Annotated in this window: 14 protein-coding genes; 6 read left to right on the top strand and 8 right to left on the bottom strand. The window is 60.0% G+C overall.

Annotation, left to right across the window (positions count from 1 at the left end; translation table 11 throughout):
* Positions 1-91 precede the first annotated feature (91 nt).
* Genes BLO49_RS13470 through BLO49_RS13450 form a run of 5 tightly spaced genes read right to left on the bottom strand, consistent with a single transcriptional unit; the run spans position 92 to position 7,046 of the window.
* Positions 92-457: a response regulator gene (locus BLO49_RS13470; protein ID WP_245679033.1), complete on the bottom strand. Its 366-nt coding sequence runs from the start codon at positions 455-457 to the stop codon at positions 92-94.
* Between the two features lie 34 nt (positions 458-491).
* Positions 492-2,123: a response regulator gene (locus BLO49_RS13465; RefSeq protein ID WP_090649602.1), complete on the bottom strand. Its 1,632-nt coding sequence runs from the start codon at positions 2,121-2,123 to the stop codon at positions 492-494.
* The gene (locus tag BLO49_RS13460; RefSeq protein ID WP_090649601.1) at positions 2,120-2,725 is read right to left on the bottom strand and encodes a chemotaxis protein CheB; all 606 of its coding nucleotides are present in this window, start codon (positions 2,723-2,725) and stop codon (positions 2,120-2,122) included. Before BLO49_RS13460 ends, BLO49_RS13465 begins: the two co-directional genes overlap by 4 nt.
* Positions 2,722-3,582 carry a CheR family methyltransferase gene (locus tag BLO49_RS13455; protein WP_090649599.1) on the bottom strand — a complete coding sequence of 287 codons (861 nt, stop codon included), beginning with the start codon at positions 3,580-3,582 and terminating at the stop codon, positions 2,722-2,724. The genes BLO49_RS13460 and BLO49_RS13455 overlap by 4 nt, the downstream gene beginning before the upstream one ends.
* Positions 3,567-7,046 (bottom strand): response regulator, encoded by a 3,480-nt coding sequence (locus BLO49_RS13450; protein WP_090649597.1) that lies wholly within the window; start codon positions 7,044-7,046, stop codon positions 3,567-3,569. Before BLO49_RS13450 ends, BLO49_RS13455 begins: the two co-directional genes overlap by 16 nt.
* A 216-nt stretch (positions 7,047-7,262) precedes the next feature.
* Between BLO49_RS13450 and mobA the strand changes: the two genes are divergently transcribed.
* A complete protein-coding gene (mobA, locus tag BLO49_RS13445; protein ID WP_090649595.1) occupies positions 7,263-7,823 on the top strand; it encodes a molybdenum cofactor guanylyltransferase in 561 nt (186 codons plus the stop codon).
* On the opposite strand, the gene moaA is transcribed toward mobA, so the two are convergent.
* Together moaA and dinB are read right to left on the bottom strand one after the other, a co-directional pair.
* Complete coding sequence (moaA, locus tag BLO49_RS13440; RefSeq protein ID WP_090649593.1) at positions 7,810-8,832, bottom strand: GTP 3',8-cyclase MoaA; 1,023 nt, start codon at positions 8,830-8,832, stop codon at positions 7,810-7,812. The genes mobA and moaA overlap by 14 nt on opposite strands.
* Before the next feature lie 234 nt (positions 8,833-9,066).
* On the bottom strand, positions 9,067-10,158 hold the full coding sequence (gene dinB, locus BLO49_RS13435; RefSeq protein ID WP_090649747.1) for a DNA polymerase IV: 1,092 nt from the start codon (positions 10,156-10,158) through the stop codon (positions 9,067-9,069).
* A gap of 134 nt (positions 10,159-10,292) precedes the next feature.
* On the opposite strand from dinB, the gene BLO49_RS13430 reads away from it, so the two are divergent.
* Genes BLO49_RS13430 through BLO49_RS13420 form a run of 3 tightly spaced genes read left to right on the top strand, consistent with a single transcriptional unit; the run spans position 10,293 to position 12,484 of the window.
* Positions 10,293-10,682 carry an ankyrin repeat domain-containing protein gene (locus BLO49_RS13430; RefSeq protein WP_090649592.1) on the top strand — a complete coding sequence of 130 codons (390 nt, stop codon included), beginning with the start codon at positions 10,293-10,295 and terminating at the stop codon, positions 10,680-10,682.
* Between the two features lie 11 nt (positions 10,683-10,693).
* Positions 10,694-11,479, top strand: coding sequence for a DUF72 domain-containing protein (locus BLO49_RS13425; RefSeq protein WP_090649591.1), 786 nt, complete (start codon positions 10,694-10,696; stop codon positions 11,477-11,479).
* On the top strand, positions 11,480-12,484 hold the full coding sequence (locus tag BLO49_RS13420) for a Gfo/Idh/MocA family protein (protein ID WP_090649589.1): 1,005 nt from the start codon (positions 11,480-11,482) through the stop codon (positions 12,482-12,484).
* 87 nt (positions 12,485-12,571) lie between these two features.
* On the opposite strand, the gene BLO49_RS13415 is transcribed toward BLO49_RS13420, so the two are convergent.
* Positions 12,572-13,411 carry an alpha/beta fold hydrolase gene (locus tag BLO49_RS13415; protein ID WP_181444860.1) on the bottom strand — a complete coding sequence of 280 codons (840 nt, stop codon included), beginning with the start codon at positions 13,409-13,411 and terminating at the stop codon, positions 12,572-12,574.
* A gap of 232 nt (positions 13,412-13,643) precedes the next feature.
* Here BLO49_RS13415 and BLO49_RS13410 point away from each other — a divergent pair, with 232 nt between their 5' ends.
* Positions 13,644-14,360, top strand: a complete 717-nt coding sequence (locus BLO49_RS13410) for a DUF6445 family protein (RefSeq protein ID WP_090649585.1) — start codon at positions 13,644-13,646, stop codon at positions 14,358-14,360.
* 200 nt (positions 14,361-14,560) lie between these two features.
* Positions 14,561-16,864 (top strand): glycosyltransferase family 4 protein, encoded by a 2,304-nt coding sequence (locus BLO49_RS13405; protein ID WP_090649583.1) that lies wholly within the window; start codon positions 14,561-14,563, stop codon positions 16,862-16,864.
* The last annotated feature ends 75 nt before the right edge of the window (positions 16,865-16,939 follow it).

Here is a 16,939-nt window from a genome sequence, read left to right as displayed (position 1 = left end):
CAGCCTTGAGTCGAGTAGTAGCCGGCAAGCGCCGCAGGTACACTTGTACCTGCAAGCGTAGACTGCGTACTAATCGGCCAAGGATGGAGATTTACTTGGCTTTGGCGATTTCGCCGAGCACGGCTTCCAGCGTTTCGAGATAGAGCGGCTTGACCAGATGATGATCGAAACCAGCTTCCGCCGTCATTCGGCGATGCTCGGCTTCGCCCCATCCGGTCTGGGCGATGAAGATGGCCTTGCCGATATCCGGGCGTGACTTCAGCTCACGGCACAGGTCGTAGCCATTCATGCCCGGCAAGCCGATATCGATCATGAAGACATCCGGCCTGTACTCCGGATAGGTGGCGATGGCCTCCGGGCCATTGGCCGCCAGCCGGTAATCATAGCCGATCATCTCGACCAGCCAGCCGGTGGTCTGCGCCAGGGCCTCGTTGTCCTCGACGATCATGATGCGCATGGGCCCATTCCCGTTATTTGCCTTACCTGGTCCGTCAGCCATGTTGCGGGTCTCCGGCTTTTGCTGCGGTGAGACGTATATCCGCCAACAATTGCGTCAGCAGGTCAAGACTCACCGGCTTGGTGATATGATGGTCGAAACCGGCCGCAAACGCCTTCTGGCGATCACTTTCCTGGCCCCATCCGGTCTGGGCGATCACGGTTTTGTTTTTCATTTCGGGCATCTGCCGGAGTTGCCGGCAGACCTCATAGCCATCCATGCCCGGCATTCCGATATCCAGCAGCACGACATCGGGTGTCTGCTCACGGGCCATCTCAAGGGCGCGGACGCCCTCGTGCGCCACCATACCCCTGTGCCCCATCAGGTCAAGCATCCACAGACTGGTCTGGGCGGAATCGACATTGTCATCGACGATCAGCACCTTGAGGGGCGCAGCGTCCCTTGTCTGTTTTTTCTGCAACCCCTCACCAGCGAATTCCCCATGCGTATCGGACAGGGGCAGGCTGATCGTAAAGGTACTGCCCTTGCCGGCGCCTTCGCTGACCGCGCGGCTGGTGCCGCCGTGCATCTCCACCAGCTTGCTGACCAGCGCCAGGCCGATACCTAATCCCCCCTGCGAGCGATCGAGATGACGGTCGGCCTGGGTGAACAGCTCGAAGACCCGCGGCAGCATGTCGGGATCGATACCCAGGCCATTATCGGCGACCTCTATATCGGCCTGACCGTCATGTTCACGCATCGTCAGCCGGATTTCACCGCCGGGTGGCGTATATTTGGCGGCATTATTGAGCAGGTTCGATACGACCTGCGCCAGGCGCGTCAGGTCGCCCTCCACCCACAGCGGTGTTTCGGGAATATCGAGGATCAGATTGTGCCGGTTATCCTCGATCAGCGGCCGCGAGGTTTCCAGCGCCGATTGAACGGCTGACTGGAGACTCATCCTGGCCTTGCGCAGATCGATACGGCCGCGCGAGACGCGGGAAACATCAAGCAGGTCATCTATCAGGCGCACCATATGGGTGAGCTGGCGATCCATCATGCCACGCACCTCCTCGGCCCGCGGGCCTTCCGGGGCCATGCGCAGGATCTGCAGACCGTTGCGGATCGGCGCCAGCGGATTGCGCAGCTCATGCGCCAGGGTGGCCAGGAATTCATCCTTGCGGATATCAGCCTCCTTCAGCGCCTGGGCGTTTTCCCGGCTTTCCTTCAGCAGGCGCAGGTTTTCCTCGGCGAAGGCTTTCAGGTTGTCGCGCTGAACGGCCAGTTGGCGACGCTGCAGGTAAAGTTCGGAAAAGACAGCGACCTTGGAGCGCAGGATATCTGCCTCGATCGGTTTTTCGAGAAAATCCACCGCGCCGGCCTCATAGCCGCGGAAGCGCCGCGCCCGGTCGGTGACGCCGGCCGTCAGGAAGATGATCGGGATGCGCCGTGTGCGCTCAGACCCGCGCATGGTCTCGGCCAACTCAAAACCGTCCATCTCCGGCATCTGGACATCCAGCAGGGCGAGCGCCACTTCCTGACGCAGCAGGATTTCCAGCGCCTCGGTGCCGGAGCGTGCCTTGATGAATTCCAGCCCGTCGCGGCGCAGCACGGCCTCAAGCGACAGCAGGTTTTCCGGCAGATCATCGACGATCAGGATCGGTACGGGAATATGGGCGGGGTTCATATTGAGACCGCCTCCCGAAGCTTTTCGGCGATCTGCTCCAGGCTCAGGGCCTCGGCCTGGGGGCTGAATTCGAGCGCGGCTTCCGGCATGGCGCTGGCATAGGACAGATCAGGCCGCTGGACCAGTCCCCGGCCGCCGGCGGCCATCACCGCCTTGAGGCCCGCCGCACCGTCCGGGTTGGCGCCGGTCAGGATGACCCCGATCAGGCCCTCGCCATAGACATCAGCCGCTGTCTCGAACAGCACATCGACCGATGGCCGCGAGAACAGCACCGGCTCCTCCGAAGAGAGCGACAGGCGATGATCGGCCTCGACCAGCAGATGGTAGTCGGGCGGGGCGAAATAGACATGTCCCGGCAGGATATCTTCCTTGTCCTCGGCTTCGCGCACGGTCAGGGCGCATTTTTCATCAAACAGTTCGGCGACCACGCTATTGCGGTCCGGCGGCAGATGGATGACGATCATGACCGGCAGGGGATAATCGGCAGGCAGTTGCGGCAGGATGGCCGACAACGCGTTAAGGCCGCCGGCCGATACGCCGATCACCACCGCCTGCGGTGCCGCTTCCCTGGATGAGGGCTGACTTCTGGCAGATATGCTCATGTCCCATCCCGCTTCTGATAGATGCGCTCGTCATGGGCGAAATCGCTGAAGGCGTCGGCGCTTGAGGAAAAGCGCAGGGTCTCCTTGGAGCCCAGGCCGAGAAAGCCCTTGCGCGTCAGCGAGCCTTTGAAGAGGCTGATGGCGCGGTCCTGCAATTCCCGATCGAAATAGATCAGCACGTTGCGGCAGGAGACCATCTGGGTCTCCGCAAAGACCGCATCGGTGGCCAGGCTGTGATCCGAAAAGACGACATTTTTGCGCAAGGATTTATCGAACGACGCCGCGCCATAGGCGGCATTGTAATAGTCCGACAGCGACCCCTTGCCGCCAGAGAGGCGATGGTTCTCGGTGAACAGCTTGATGCGGTCGAGACTGTAGACGCCGGCCTCGGCCTTTTTCAGCGCGTCGTGATTGATATCGGTGGCGTAGAACAGGGTGCGGTCGAACAGCCCCTCCTCGCGGAACAGAATAGCGAAGGAATAAAGCTCCTCGCCGGTGCTGCATCCGGCGATCCATACCTTGAGCGACGGGTACGTCTTCAGGTGCGGCACCACCTTTTCGCGGACGGCCTTGAAATAGAGCGGGTCACGGAACAGTTCGGAGACCTGTACCGTCAGGTAGGGCAGCATGGCCGTCATCATGCCGGGATCATGCAGGATCAGATCCTGCAGGGCGGAGAAGGTCTGGCAGTGGAAATGTTCGCGCGCCTGGATCAGGCGACGCTTGACCGATGCCATGGCATAGCCGCGGAAATCATAGTGATACCTGCGGAAAATCGCCTCCAGCAGCAGCCGGATTTCGATATCTTCCGTTTTCACGTTCCCAACGGGGGTCACGTCTGTTACCTCGGCATCCATACCCGCACCAGTGAAATAAGCTTTTCGACATCGAGCGGCTTGGCCATGTAATCATTGGCGCCGGCATCGAGGCAGCGCTCCTGGTCGTCCTTCATCGCCTTGGCCGTCAGCATGATGACCGGCAATTTGGCCCAGTCCTTGCGCTTGCGGATTTCGCGCGTGGCGGTCAGGCCGTCCATTTCCGGCATCATCACGTCCATCAGCACCAGGTCTATGGCGCTGTCGCTGTCCTTGCGGTCATTGGTCTTTTCCAGCAGGTCGAGCGCCTCGCGGCCATTGCGGGCGATCGAAACGATGGCGCCCAGGGGCTCGAAGATATTGGTGACGGCATAGACATTGCGCACATCATCCTCGACCACCAGAATGCGGCGGCCCTCCAGCATGGCGTCGCGGTTCTTGGCCTTTTTCAGCAGGGTCTGCTGTTCCGGAGACAGCTCGGAGACCACCTGATGCAGGAAAAGAGTCACCTCATCGAGCAGGCGCTCCGGCGACTTGGCGCCCTTGATGATGATGGAGGACGAATAACGGCGCAGCTTCTGCTCGTCATCGTAAGAGAGGTCGCGGCCGGTATAGACGATGACCGGCGGGAAGGCATAGGCGTCTTCCTGAGACAGGGTTTCCAGCAGCGAATAGCCGGTGGCGTCCGGCAGGGTGAGATCGAGCACCATGCAGTCGAAGGTCTGACTCTTGAGCAGGTCAAGGCATTCCGCCGCAGTGCCTACCGCGATGGTTTCCGTGTCGTTCGATTTCAGCAGTCGGGACACACTGTCGCGCTGGACCTCATCGTCTTCGACAATCAGCACCCGACGCATCTGCTGGCTCAGGCGGTTTTCCAGCGACTTGAAGGCATCGACCAGTTCATCGCGCTTGACCGGTTTCAGCATGTAGCCGACGGCGCCCAGCGACAGGGCCGTATGCTGGTAATCCGAGCCGGAAACGACATGGACCGGAATGTGACGCGTGCGGGTATCGCGCTTCAGGCGATCGAGCACGGACAGACCGGAATGATCCGGCAGGCCGATATCGAGCACCACGGCGGCCGGGGTATATTGCTGCACCATGTCGAGTGCTTCCTCGGCCGAGGTGGCGACGAGGCACTGAAACTCCTGGCCATGCGCCAGCTCATAGAGGATGCCGGCAAAGGACACATCATCCTCCACCACCAGTATGGTGCGGCGTTTCGGATCGAGCCGGTCGCGGTCGTCCTGCACGCGGCCGGGCGGCAAGGGCTTCCTCACCGCCTTGCCCTTGATGACGGGCGGCGCGGTTTCGGCCAGGGCATGATCGTCAGGCTCATGCGCACCGGTCAGGAGGGGCGTGATCAGAGCGGTGGAGACATGCCCCGGATCATAGGCCAGCGGCAGGTTCAGGGCGAAGGTCGAGCCCTTGCCCGGCGTGCTTTTCAGGGCGATGGCGCCACCAAGCAGGCGGGTCAGTTCACGCGAGATCGACAGGCCGAGGCCGGTGCCGCCGTATTTACGGCTGATCGTGCCGTCCGCCTGCCTGAAGGCTTCGAATATCGCGGCCTGGTGGTCCGAGGAAATGCCGATGCCGGTATCGGTGACCGCCATGACCACCTGGTCGTCTCCGTCCTTCGACAGGGCCAGTTCGACCGAACCCTTTTCGGTGAACTTGAAGGCGTTCGACAGCAGGTTCTTCAAGACCTGCTCCAGGCGCTGGCGATCGGTTTCGATGGTGTCCGGCAATCCCCTGGCAATCTTCACATTGAAGGCCAACCCCTTTTGCGCCGCGATCGGCTCGAAGGTGCGCTGCATGTCTTTCACCAGCCGCGCCAGGGACAGGCTTTCGGCGCGGATTTCCATCTGGCCGGCCTCGATCTTCGACAGGTCGAGAATATCATTGATCAGGGCCAGCAGGTCATTGCCGGACGACTGGATGGTCTGGGCGAACTTGACCTGCTCCTCGGTCAGGTTGCCGTCCGGATTATCCCCCAGCAGCTTGGCCAGGATCAGCGACGAATTGAGCGGGGTGCGCAGTTCGTGCGACATATTGGCCAGAAAGTCGGATTTGTAGCGGCTGGCCTGCTCCAGTTCGCGCGCCTTGGCCTCGATCTCCTTCGTCGAACGGGCCAGGTCATCCTTTTGGCGTTCAAGGGCGGCAGTCTGTTCTTCCAGTTGGGAATTGGTCTGTTCCAGCTCGGCCTGCTGCTGTTCGAGGCGGAAGTGCGATTCCTTGAGCGCGCGCCCCTGCTCTTCCAGTTCCTCGTTATTGACGCGCAGTTCCTCGCCCTGGCTTTGCAGTTCCTCAGACTGGCGCTGGGTTTCTTCCAGCAGGTTTTGCAGGTTGGCACGGTAGTTGGCGGTTTGCACGGCGATGCTGATGGATTCGGAGACCCGCGCCATCAAATCAAGCGTCAGGTCGGAAACGGGCTCCACGAAGCCCAGTTCGATGACCGCATCCACCCGGCGTTCCGACTTCGCCGGCGCCACCAGCAGGTGACGCGGGCGCCATTGACCCAGCGCGGCACCGACCGAGAGATGATGGTTCTCATCCGTGGCGGGCAGGTCTCGCAGCATGATCGCCTTGCCTTCGCTGACGGCCTGGCCGAGCAGGCCGTCCTTCGCCGTGAACGTCACCGGCACCGGCGCCTGCTCCGGCACGCCCACAGTTGCGCTGCGCTTATAGGCGCCGTCGGTCAGGGCGTAGAAGGCGCCGGCACTGGCATGGGCATAGTCCGACAGGAAGGCCAGAATGCTGTGGCCCAGTTGATCCAGCCTCTGCTCGCCCATCATGGCCGCGGACAGCCCGACTTGGCCGGCCTGCAACCATTCCTCCCGGCGGCGCATGGCCGAGGCGCGACTGATCATGATAGTAATGACGATTGATAGCAGGACACCGATCAGGGCGGTGACCGAAATACTGGCGACCGCCGTGTCATAGGCGGCATCCATCTCTGCGACACGCACCTGGCGCAGATTACTTTCCGTCGTCTGCATCAAAGCGACCTGGGCCCTGATGGCATCCATGTCTTCCTTGCCGCGATTGGTGGCCACACGCGCCATGGCGGCCTGCACACCTTCGCTGCGGCGCATCTCGATGACCGTGCTCAACTCCTGGAGCTTGGCGGCAATGTGCGATTTCAGAGGGGCGATGCGGCGCTGCTGATCCGGATTGTCACGAGTCAGTTGCTCGATGCGCTGGATCTGCTCATCGATGCCGGTCAGGGCCTCGTTATAGGGCTCAAGATAGCTTTCCTGGCCGGTGATGACAAAGCCGCGCTGGCCGGTCTCGGCATCCTTCATCGTGGACAGCACATTGTTCAGCCCCAGCAGGACTTCATGGGTATGGGCGATCTGCTCGCTGTCGCGGTTCAGGGTCTGAATATTGACGTATGAAATAATCCCGCTGATGAAAAAAAACATGGCGACCACGGACAAGCCAAGCGATACGCTCAGGTCCATTCTGAATTGTTTGCCCAAACGCCCGGCCTTGCCTCTGTTCATTCGTCTTCCATGCCCCCTGTGCCATGCCCCTTGGCGGTCAGGCGGACTGCCTGGCCGTTCATCCGATTGTCAAAAACCCTATAGGGCGCCCGCATAAGCATCCAATAAGGAGCCAGATACGCCTTATAAAAAACCCATAAGGAGAGTTATAATTCAGGCAGTTAGACTCAAAACCCGGCCTTTACACCTGCCGCCCCGGCTTTAAACTGACATATCATGACACCACAACTGGTACTCCTGGCCGGCGGCAAAGGCAAACGCATGGGCGGTAATAAGCCCTTTGCGCCCTATGGCCGTTCTACCCTGATCGAAACCATGATCGCCCGCCTCAAACCGCAGGTGAACGGCCTCGTCATAAATGCCGGCGCAAAGGGCACCCCCCTCGTCCTGCCCCTGTCATGCCTTGGCCTTTCGCTGATCTTCGATGACCCGGCATTGGTCGAGCTGGGCCCGCTGACGGGCGTCCTGAGCGCACTGGAAATGGCAAGAGCGGCGGGTGAAACACAGGTCATCACCGCGCCCTGCGACATGCCCGACCTGCCGGAAGACATGGTAGCGCAGCTTCTGGCGGCCCCGCCCGCCGACGTGGTTTATTTCAAGGGTGTACGAGACTATCCACTGTGCGCCCTGTGGCGGGTGTCGGTCGCCGATGCCCTGCGCGAGGCTCTGCAAAAAGCCGAGGGCGGACTGGCGGTTATGCGCTTCCTGGCCAGCCAGGATGTCCATACAATTGCCGTGTCTGACGACGCGGCCTTTGCCAATATCAACCACCTGTAAGCGACATCGTCCGCGCCGGTGCGTGCGGACGTTCCGGTTGCGCCAGCCCGGCCTCGGCAATGAAAAAATCATGCGCTTTTGGCTTATGCGCCAAAGCTTGCGCCAGCGCCGCCTCAAGGCCGCCATTCGTGGCATCCTCACGCAGGGCCGCGCGAAGATCGACGTGGTCGTCCTGGCCCAGGCACATATAGAGCTGGCCGGTGCAGGTGATGCGCACGCGATTGCAGGTATCACAGAAATTATGGCTGAGCGGCGTAATCAGGCCGAGTTTGCCCCCTGTTTCCGCGATGCGATAATATCGCGCCGGTCCGCCGGTCGTGTCGCTGACGCCCTCGACCTGCCAGAAACTGCGTAGGCTCGACAGCACATCCTTCAGCGACACGAACTGCGCCTCGCGGCCTGAAATCTCATCGCCCAGCGGCATGGTCTCAATCAGGGACACATCCATACCGCGCTTATGGGCGAAGCGGATGATATCGGGAATCTCGGCGCGGTTATCCTCGGCCAGGGCGACGACATTGAGCTTGATATGTATGCCCTCGCCTTGCGCCGCTTCAATGCCCGCCAGCACCTTGCCGAGATCGCCGCCGCGGGTGATGCGGCGATAGACTTCCGGATTCAGGCTGTCACACGACACATTGATGCGCTTTACCCCCGCTTCGGCCAGAACCGGCGCGGCGCCCTCAAGCAAGGTGCCGTTGGTCGTCAGTGTGAGTTCCTTCAGGCGCCCCTCATGCACCTGCTCACCCAACCGGGTGATAAACTCCAGCACCCCCTTGCGTACCAAAGGCTCGCCGCCGGTAATGCGCAGGCGCTCGACGCCACTGTCGATAAGGAACAGGCTGAGGCGCTCCATTTCCTCAAAACTGAGCAGGTCCTTGCGCGGCAGGAAGGTCTGGTGCTCGCTCATGCAATAGGTGCAGCGCAGGTCGCAGCGATCCGTCACCGACAGCCGCACATAGCTGAGGCGGCGGCCAAATCCATCGATCAATGCGGGACGCGAAGACATGAGGTTAATCTAGTCGCGCATCGTCCAAATAACAAGCTGAGGAAATGGGTAGTAGGAGAAGTAAGAAACCCCACCACCACTTCGCTGCGCTCGTGGTCCCCCTCCCCGGCATAGCCGGGGAGGTATAAGAAGGTCGCATTTATCTTTTTATACCTCCCCAACTTGTTGGGAAGCCGGGCGGCCGGTGCCGGGGACCGCACGACCGTAGGGAGACGCGGTGGTGGGGTATCTTATTTAGAGCGACAAGCTTAATTGTTCAGTTTCGTTTTCCGCTCTCTCTCCCAGAGATGAAAGTGTAACTCCCAGAAGCCGTATGCCCTTCGACACCGGAAATACGCCTTCGAGCAACGCCCGCACATACCCTGTCAGTTCGGGCTTGCTCATCACAGGCACAAGTCCTGACCGGCTGCGGGTAATGATGCGAAAATCGGAAAACTTGACCTTGAGCGTGACCGTCCGCCCCTTGATGTCATTGGCCTCGACATAGCGCCACACCTTGTCGATCAACGGATCGAGAAACCCCCAGGCCGTATCGAAATCAGTCGTGTCGGTAAAGAAGGTGTTCTCGGCGCCGATCGACTTGCGCTCGCGGTCGGGCCTGACCTGGCGGTGATCGATGCCGCGCGAAATGCCGTAGTAATACCGCCCCGACACGCCGAAATGCTGCTCCAGGAAATCAAGCGTCTGGTTGCGGATATCCTCGCCCGTATAGAGGCCCAGCCGGTTCATCTTGGCTGCCGTCGCCGGGCCGATGCCGTGGAATTTCTTGACCGGCAATGAGGCGGCAAATACCGGCCCCATGGCCGGCTTGATGACGAACAGGCCGTTGGGCTTGTTCTGATCCGAGGCCAGCTTGGCCAGGAACTTGTTGTAGGAAACGCCAGCCGAGGCGGTCAGTTGCGTCGTCTCCCAGATGCGGGCGCGGATCTCCTCCGCGATTTCCGTGGCGGAGGCCATGCCCTTGCGGTTTTCGGTGACATCGAGATAGGCTTCATCGAGCGACAGCGGCTCGACCAGCGGCGTGTAGTCCTCGAAAATATCCCGGATCTGACGCGACACCTGCTTGTAGACATCGAAGCGATGCCGCACGAAAATCAGGTCCGGGCATTTGCGTTTGGCAGTAACCGACGGCATGGCCGAATGGACGCCATACTTGCGCGCCTCGTAACTGGCCGCCGCCACGACTCCGCGTTCGGAGCCGCCGCCCACGGCCACCGGCTTGCCGCGCAGCTCCGGATGATCACGCTGTTCCACCGACGCGAAAAAGGCATCCATATCGATATGGATGATCTTTCTTTGCCGCATTTCTGGAAGGTCACTATCCATAATCATTGACTCTTGCCACAACAAGAACATAAAGTGAACATGTAAAATACTGCCACATTTTAGATTGGCTTTTTATAGCATAGTTTGGCACCACATCAGAACATGTCAGCAAGGGAAACGGATCGGGTAATCATATGAGCATCAAGGACGCGGTCAGGAGGACCGAGCTGCACGAAGCCGTTATTGATCAGGATCACTCAAAGGTGCGCGATTTAATAACAGCAGGTGTAGCGGTAGATGCTGTAGATCGGGAGGGTTGGACCGCTTTACACTTCGCTGCCCAAAATCAAGATGCGAAATCAATTGGCATGTTGTTGGAAAGTGGCGCTTCTTGCAATATTCAGGATAGTTTCGGCAATACCGCTCTCTTTCGAGCTGTATTTAACTATCGAGGTGCGGGTGAAACAATAGAGCTACTTCTGGCTGCCGGAGCACTGCCTGACTTGGCAAATCAATCGGGTACTTCGCCACACCAACTGGCAAATAGAATTGCGAATTATGACGCAGCAAAATTTTTTATGTAAGGGAGACACGCATGACCATCTATGTCGGTATCGGCGGCTGGACCTATGAAGACTGGCGCGGCCCCTTCTATCCCGAGGGCCTGGCGCAGAAACGCGAGCTTGAATATGCATCCTCCAAGCTGACCTCGATCGAGATCAACGGCACCTATTACGGCGCACAGAAGCCGTCCTCGTTCCAGAAATGGCGGGCGGAGACGCCGGATAATTTTGTCTTCTCTGTCAAGGGCACTCGCTACGCCACCAACCGCAAGAACCTGGCCGAATCGAAGGAGTCGGTCGAGCGCTTTCTGGCTAGCGGCATTACCGAACTGAAGGAGAAGCTGGGGCCGATCAATTGGCAGTTCATGGCCACCAAGAAATTTGATCCTGCCGATTTCGAGAACTTCTTCAAGCTGCTGCCGCCGGAGCAGGATGGCGTTCGCCTGCGCCATGCCGTCGAGGTGCGTCATCCGACGTTCCAGTGCAGGGCATTTGTCGATTTGGCGCGACACTATAATGTGGCCATTATCACCGGCGCCGACAGCGATTTCCCGGTCATCGCCGACCTGACCGCCGATTTCGCCTATGTCCGCATCATGGGCACAAGCGACCAGCATGAAAAAGGCTATAGCGAACAGGCGCTGGATGAATGGGCCTATCGCGCCCGCACGCTCGCCGAGGGCCAGGTGCCCGGCGATCTGGCCACCTATGGTGAAAAACAGTCGCCGAAGCCTCACGACGTCTTCCTGTATGTGATCAGCGGCCATAAGGTGCTGAATCCCGCCGCTGCCATGGCGCTCATCGAGAGACTGAAATAGATGCAAAAGACCGTATGGGGCGTGCTGAGCACGGCAAAGATCGGTGTCAACAAGGTCATCCCGGCGCTGATGCAGAGTGACCTGATCCGCGTGAAGGGGCTGGCGTCACGCAATTTCGACGCTGCAAAAAGCGCTGTCGAAACACTCGGCCTGGAAGCGGCCTACGGATCCTATGAAGACCTGCTGGCCGATCCGGAGATCGAGGTCATCTACAATCCCCTGCCCAACCACCTGCATGTGCCCATGACACTTGCCGCCGCGAGGGCCGGCAAGCATGTGCTGTGCGAAAAACCAATGGCGCTCAATGCTGCCGAGCTCGACCAACTGGCCGAGGTGAGCCACAAGGTTCACATTATGGAAGCCTTTATGGTGCGCCATTCGCTGCAATGGCTGGAGGCGCGCCGGCTGATCCGCGAAGGCGCCATCGGCGCGCCGAAAATAATCCAGTCGTGGTTCAGCTACAACAACATGGACGCCAATAATATCCGCAACAAGGTGGAATGGGGCGGCGGCGGCCTGATGGACATCGGTTGTTATCCGATTGTCGCCGGACGCTTCTTTTTCGAGGCCGAGCCGGTGCGCGTCATGGCTCTGATCAGCAGGGATGCGACCTTCGGCACAGATACCATCACCTCCGGCCTGCTCGATTTCGGTGAGGGGCGCCAACTGACCTTCGCCGTTTCGACCGCGCTTACCCCCGGCCAAGGCGTCACCATCATGGGCGACAAGGCGCGCCTGTCACTGTCCATCCCCTTCAACCAGCCGCCCGATGCCCCGCAGGTCATCACGGTCGATGACGGCCAGAGCTTCAATGGCGCCACGGCGGTGACGCATACCCTGCAACCATCGAACCAGTATACCCTGATGGGCGAAGCCTTTACCTCCGCCGTGCGCGGCGAAAGCCCTCTACCCTATGGCATTGAGGACGCCCGCATCAATATGCGGATCATCGACGCCCTGTTCCGTTCGGAGACTTCAGGACGCTGGGAAGCCGTTTCCCGTTAAGGCGTAGAGCGTCAGTCAACGCTGTATCAGGCGCTGAACGGCACATGAAAACCGCCGGTCTCAAAGAAGACCGGCGGCGATATCAGATCAAGACTGGATAAAGGCCAGCAGGTCCGGATTAATCACATCGGCATGGGTGGTACACATGCCGTGCGGAAAGCCCTCGTAGATTTTCAGCGCGCCGTGCTTGACCAGCTTGACGGCTTCCAGAGCGGCCGCCTTGTAAGGCACGATCTGGTCGTCATCACCGTGCATGATCAGCACCGGCACGTCGATCGCCTTGAGGTCACCGCTCAGGTCGGTTTCGGAGAATGCCTTGATGCCTTCATAGTGCGCCTTGGCACTACCCATCATGCCCTGACGCCACCAGTTGTCGATCACGCCATCGATCGGTTTTGCGCCGTCGCGGTTGAAGCCATAGAAGGGAATGGGCAGATCCTTGTAAAACTGGGTGCGATTACTGGCCGTCTGTTCGCGCAGGCCGTCAAAAACATCGATCGGCGAGCCCAGCGGGAAGGCCTCGGTCTTCAGCATGATCGGCGTGACGGCGCTGATCAGCACGGCCTTGGAAACCCGGCCATTTCCCCCGAATTTCGCCACATAGCGCGCCACCTGGCCGCCGCCGGTCGAGTGACCGATATGGACAGCGTTCTTCAGGTCGAGATGTTCGACCACGGCATTGGCGTCGGCGGCGTAATGATCCATGTCGTGACCTTCACTGATCTGCGAAGACCGGCCATGGCCGCGGCGGTCGTGAGCGACGACGCGGAAACCCTTGCCCAGGAAATACAGCATCTGGGTGTCCCAATCGTCCGATGACAGGGGCCAGCCGTGGTGGAACATGATGACGGGCGCCTCTTTCGCCCCCCAGTCCTTGAAATATATCTCGGCCCCATCGGGCGTGGTGACAAAATGGCTACTGGTCATTGGCGGCTCCTGTGAGCATCTGAGGTTAAGGGTCTGGCCTCGGTAATGACGGCAGTATGTCATCTGGTTGTGACATTTAATCTGCACATTGGGAGTTGAAACCTGTCAGCGGCCGTTATCCGCGTCAAGCATCCATATTGCGACGCAGCATTTTTGCCGTTCAAAATTTCGTGCATTAAAAATCACTTCAAAAATCACGGGCAGAGTCGTGGAATCTGCGCTAGGATCGGGCATGTCTGCTGCCGATCTCGTTATCCAGATCAATCCCGCCGCCCGCGTGCAACTTCGCCATTATGGCGAAGAATTGCACCCGCTCATCGTCATAGACGATGTTCTGCTCAACCCGGAACAGTTGGTTGAAGCCGCCGCGCAAACCTCCTTTTCGGCACCGGAGGCCACCTTCTATCCCGGCCTCAACGCGCCGCTGCCACCGGCCTATCTTCAAACCCTGCTGCCGATCCTGCGTCCCAGCCTGATGCGCGCTTTCGACATCGGTGACGGCCGGCTGCTCTCCCGCGCCTTCTTCGCGCTGTCGACCCTGCCCGCCGAGGAAATGCAGCCGCTGCAAAAGATTCCGCATTATGACCAGCCCGATCCGCGCTGCCTGGCCATGGTGCATTATCTCGGCCGTGACCAGGCCGGCGGCACCGGCTTTTTCCGGCACATACCCACAGGCTTTGAATCGATCGACCGTACCCGCCGCGAAGCCTATATGGCGATGGTTGCCAGCGAACTGGACGCCCTGGGTGACCGCCTGACCGGTTATACCGGGCCAGATACGCCCAATTACGAACTGCTGGAAACAGTCGCGCCAAAATTCAACCGTCTGGTGATTTATTGCAGCCACGTGCTTCACTGCGCCCTGTTCGATGGCGCCCGCCTGACCGATAATCCCCGCACCGGCCGACTGACCGCCAACAGCTTTTTCACACCTGTTCGCGCCGCCTGAGTCACGCAAGTGTGACAGGCCGTTTATTGCGCCGCACCGTGAATCATACTGAATCTTTACAGCCGAACCGCCACTGTCAATCAGAAGCGAGGTAATATCAGCCCCGCCGCCTTCATTCCATCGATGCCCGCAAAGGTTCTTTCAGACGGTTTATCTGTGACTTTTCTGCTGGGCGCCTTTCATCTTCGCGGAGCCCGGACATGCTGCAGGCCAACAGTTTCGAAATTGCCCATGATGCCGAAGTTGAAACGGAAGGTTTGCCGCAAAGCATCGCCACGACGCTGAATGACAGCCTGTCGGGCAAAGATGTCGTCCTGTCCAAAGCCGCGATCATCGGCAATTTCCCGCCGCGCCAGTGCGGCCTGGCCACCTTTACCCGTGACATGTATGCCTGCCTGAGCAAGGCCCTGCCGAATACCGACTGGGACGTCATCGCCATGAATGATCCCGGCGCGACCTACGATTATCCGCTCGAAGTCACGCACCAGATTCCGCAGGATGACATCGCCGCCTACCGCGATCTCGCCGAAACACTCAATGCCGACGGCACGCAGGTGCTTTTCGTACAGCATGAATTCGGCATCTATGGCGGCCCGTCCGGCGCCCATCTGATCGAATGCCTGGAGCGCGTCAATTTCCCGATCGTCACCACCCTGCACACGATCCTGGAAAAGCCGAACGACGAACAGAAGCGGGTCATGCAGGCGCTGATCCGCCTGTCCTCGACCCTGGTCACCATGGCACAGAAAGGCGCTGATATCCTCCAGCGCGTCTATGGCGTCAAACCGGAGCAGATCAGCATCGTCCCGCACGGCGCGCCGTCTCGGCCTCTGCGCGATACCGCCGAATTCAAGCCACACCTGCACCTGGCCGGCAAGAAGACCCTGACCACTTTTGGCCTGTTGTCTCCCAATAAGGGTATTGAAACGGTCATCGCCGCCCTGCCGGACATCCGCAAGACCTGCCCTGACGTGGTTTATCTCGTTATCGGCGCCACGCATCCTCACCTGGTCAGGCACGAAGGCGAGAAATACCGCGACGGCCTGAAAGCCATGGCGCGCGAACTGGGCGTCGAGGACAATATCCGCTTCATCAACCGCTTTATCAGCGACAACGACCTGATCGATATTCTTCAGGCGACGGATGTCTATGTCACGCCCTATCTGACCGAAACCCAGATCACCTCAGGTACACTGTCCTATGCCCTGGCGCTCGGCCGCCCGACAGTTTCGACGCCCTACTGGCACGCGGTGGAGGCTCTGGCCGATGGCGTCGGCATCCTGTGCGACTTCCATGACACTAAGGCGTTCGCCGAAGCGATTACCAAACTGCTGGCCTCCGACAAGATCCGCGCGGACATGTCGATGCGCGCCTATTTGGCCGCCCAGCCCTCGCGCTGGTCCGCCGTGGCCGGCGCCTATGTCGCCCGCGCCACCGATGACGTGGCCCATTATGAAGCCCCGAAGCGCCATGCCGCCGCCCTGCCGGCGCCGCCATCCTGGGCCGCTATCGAACGCATGACCGACGACTGCGGCATTTTCCAGCATGGCAAGTACCGCCTGCCGGATCGCCAGCATGGTTATTGTGCCGATGACAATGCCCGCGCGCTTTCCCTGGTGGCCCGGCAGTCGCGCCTCATGCCACTGACCGCCGGGCAGGTCTCGCTGGCTTATCGGTATGCCGCCTTCCTGAATCACGCCTGGAATGGCGAAAGTTTCCGTAATTTCATGTCCTATGGCCGCGACTGGCTCGATGACGGCGGTTTTGATGACTGCAATGCCCGCTCCTGCGAAGCTCTGGTCGATGTCGCCCGCTCTGGCCTGCCGGAAGACCTGAGGCGGTGGGCCTGCGATCTCGGCACGCAGATCCTGCCAAAGGTCGAAAGCTGGACCAGCCTGCGGTCGCGCGCCGTCATGATCAAGTCGCTGGTCCGCGCCTTCGGCGTGTTCGGCGATGGCCAGGAAATGCAGGTGCTTGTCCGGTATTTCACGCGCGATCTGCACCAGCGCTTCAAAGCTCATGCGCGTGCCGGGCACGAGTGGTTCGAACCTGACCTGGCCTATGACAATGCGCGCATCAGTGAGGGGCTCATTCTGGGCGGCGCCTTCCTGGCCGAGCCGGACATGGTTGAAGACGGCCTGACGGCGCAAAAATGGCTGATGAAAAAGCAGATAAGGGATGGCGTCTTCGTGCCGATCCCCAATTCCAAATTCTCCGACGACGGCCCGGATCACCCACTCTACGACCAGCAGCCGCTGGAGGTTCTGGCCACAATCGACGCATCTTTAAGCGCCTGGCGTATTACCGGCGACCATTCGTGGCGGGAAGAAGCCCTGCGCGCCTTTGCCTGGTTCCATGGCGAAAACACCGCCGGCCTGTCGCTGCTCGATGGCGAAGGCGGCTGCTATGACGGCCTCAATCCCAACGGCCTCAATTTCAACCAGGGCGCGGAATCCATCCTCTCGTATCCGATGAGCTGGGCGGCCCTGAAGGCTGACCTGTAGTCCGCTGGATACAGATATCACAAGTCAGGCGGGTCGCGCAGGCGCCCCGCCATCTGCGTTGCTTAAACTGCCCAT

This window comes from Asticcacaulis taihuensis (genome assembly GCF_900100255.1).
Taxonomy (GTDB): Bacteria; Pseudomonadota; Alphaproteobacteria; order Caulobacterales; family Caulobacteraceae; genus Asticcacaulis; species Asticcacaulis taihuensis.
The sequence above is the reverse complement of the archived record's forward strand: the minus strand, read 5'-3'. Positions and strand labels throughout refer to the sequence as shown.

What these genes read in the sequence shown, in the direction of transcription:
- BLO49_RS13405 (WP_090649583.1), top strand. Translation starts at nt 14,561, where the DNA reads ATGCTGCAGGCCAACAGTTTCGAAATTGCCCATGATGCCGAAGTTGAA.
- BLO49_RS13410 (WP_090649585.1), top strand. Translation starts at nt 13,644, where the DNA reads ATGTCTGCTGCCGATCTCGTTATCCAGATCAATCCCGCCGCCCGCGTG.
- BLO49_RS13465 (WP_090649602.1), bottom strand. Translation starts at nt 2,123, where the DNA reads ATGAACCCCGCCCATATTCCCGTACCGATCCTGATCGTCGATGATCTG.
- BLO49_RS13455 (WP_090649599.1), bottom strand. Translation starts at nt 3,582, where the DNA reads ATGGATGCCGAGGTAACAGACGTGACCCCCGTTGGGAACGTGAAAACG.
- BLO49_RS13420 (WP_090649589.1), top strand. Translation starts at nt 11,480, where the DNA reads ATGCAAAAGACCGTATGGGGCGTGCTGAGCACGGCAAAGATCGGTGTC.
- BLO49_RS13470 (WP_245679033.1), bottom strand. Translation starts at nt 457, where the DNA reads ATGCGCATCATGATCGTCGAGGACAACGAGGCCCTGGCGCAGACCACC.
- BLO49_RS13425 (WP_090649591.1), top strand. Translation starts at nt 10,694, where the DNA reads ATGACCATCTATGTCGGTATCGGCGGCTGGACCTATGAAGACTGGCGC.
- BLO49_RS13450 (WP_090649597.1), bottom strand. Translation starts at nt 7,046, where the DNA reads ATGAACAGAGGCAAGGCCGGGCGTTTGGGCAAACAATTCAGAATGGAC.
- BLO49_RS13460 (WP_090649601.1), bottom strand. Translation starts at nt 2,725, where the DNA reads ATGAGCATATCTGCCAGAAGTCAGCCCTCATCCAGGGAAGCGGCACCG.
- mobA (WP_090649595.1), top strand. Translation starts at nt 7,263, where the DNA reads ATGACACCACAACTGGTACTCCTGGCCGGCGGCAAAGGCAAACGCATG.
- dinB (WP_090649747.1), bottom strand. Translation starts at nt 10,158, where the DNA reads ATGGATAGTGACCTTCCAGAAATGCGGCAAAGAAAGATCATCCATATC.
- BLO49_RS13415 (WP_181444860.1), bottom strand. Translation starts at nt 13,411, where the DNA reads ATGACCAGTAGCCATTTTGTCACCACGCCCGATGGGGCCGAGATATAT.
- moaA (WP_090649593.1), bottom strand. Translation starts at nt 8,832, where the DNA reads ATGTCTTCGCGTCCCGCATTGATCGATGGATTTGGCCGCCGCCTCAGC.
- BLO49_RS13430 (WP_090649592.1), top strand. Translation starts at nt 10,293, where the DNA reads ATGAGCATCAAGGACGCGGTCAGGAGGACCGAGCTGCACGAAGCCGTT.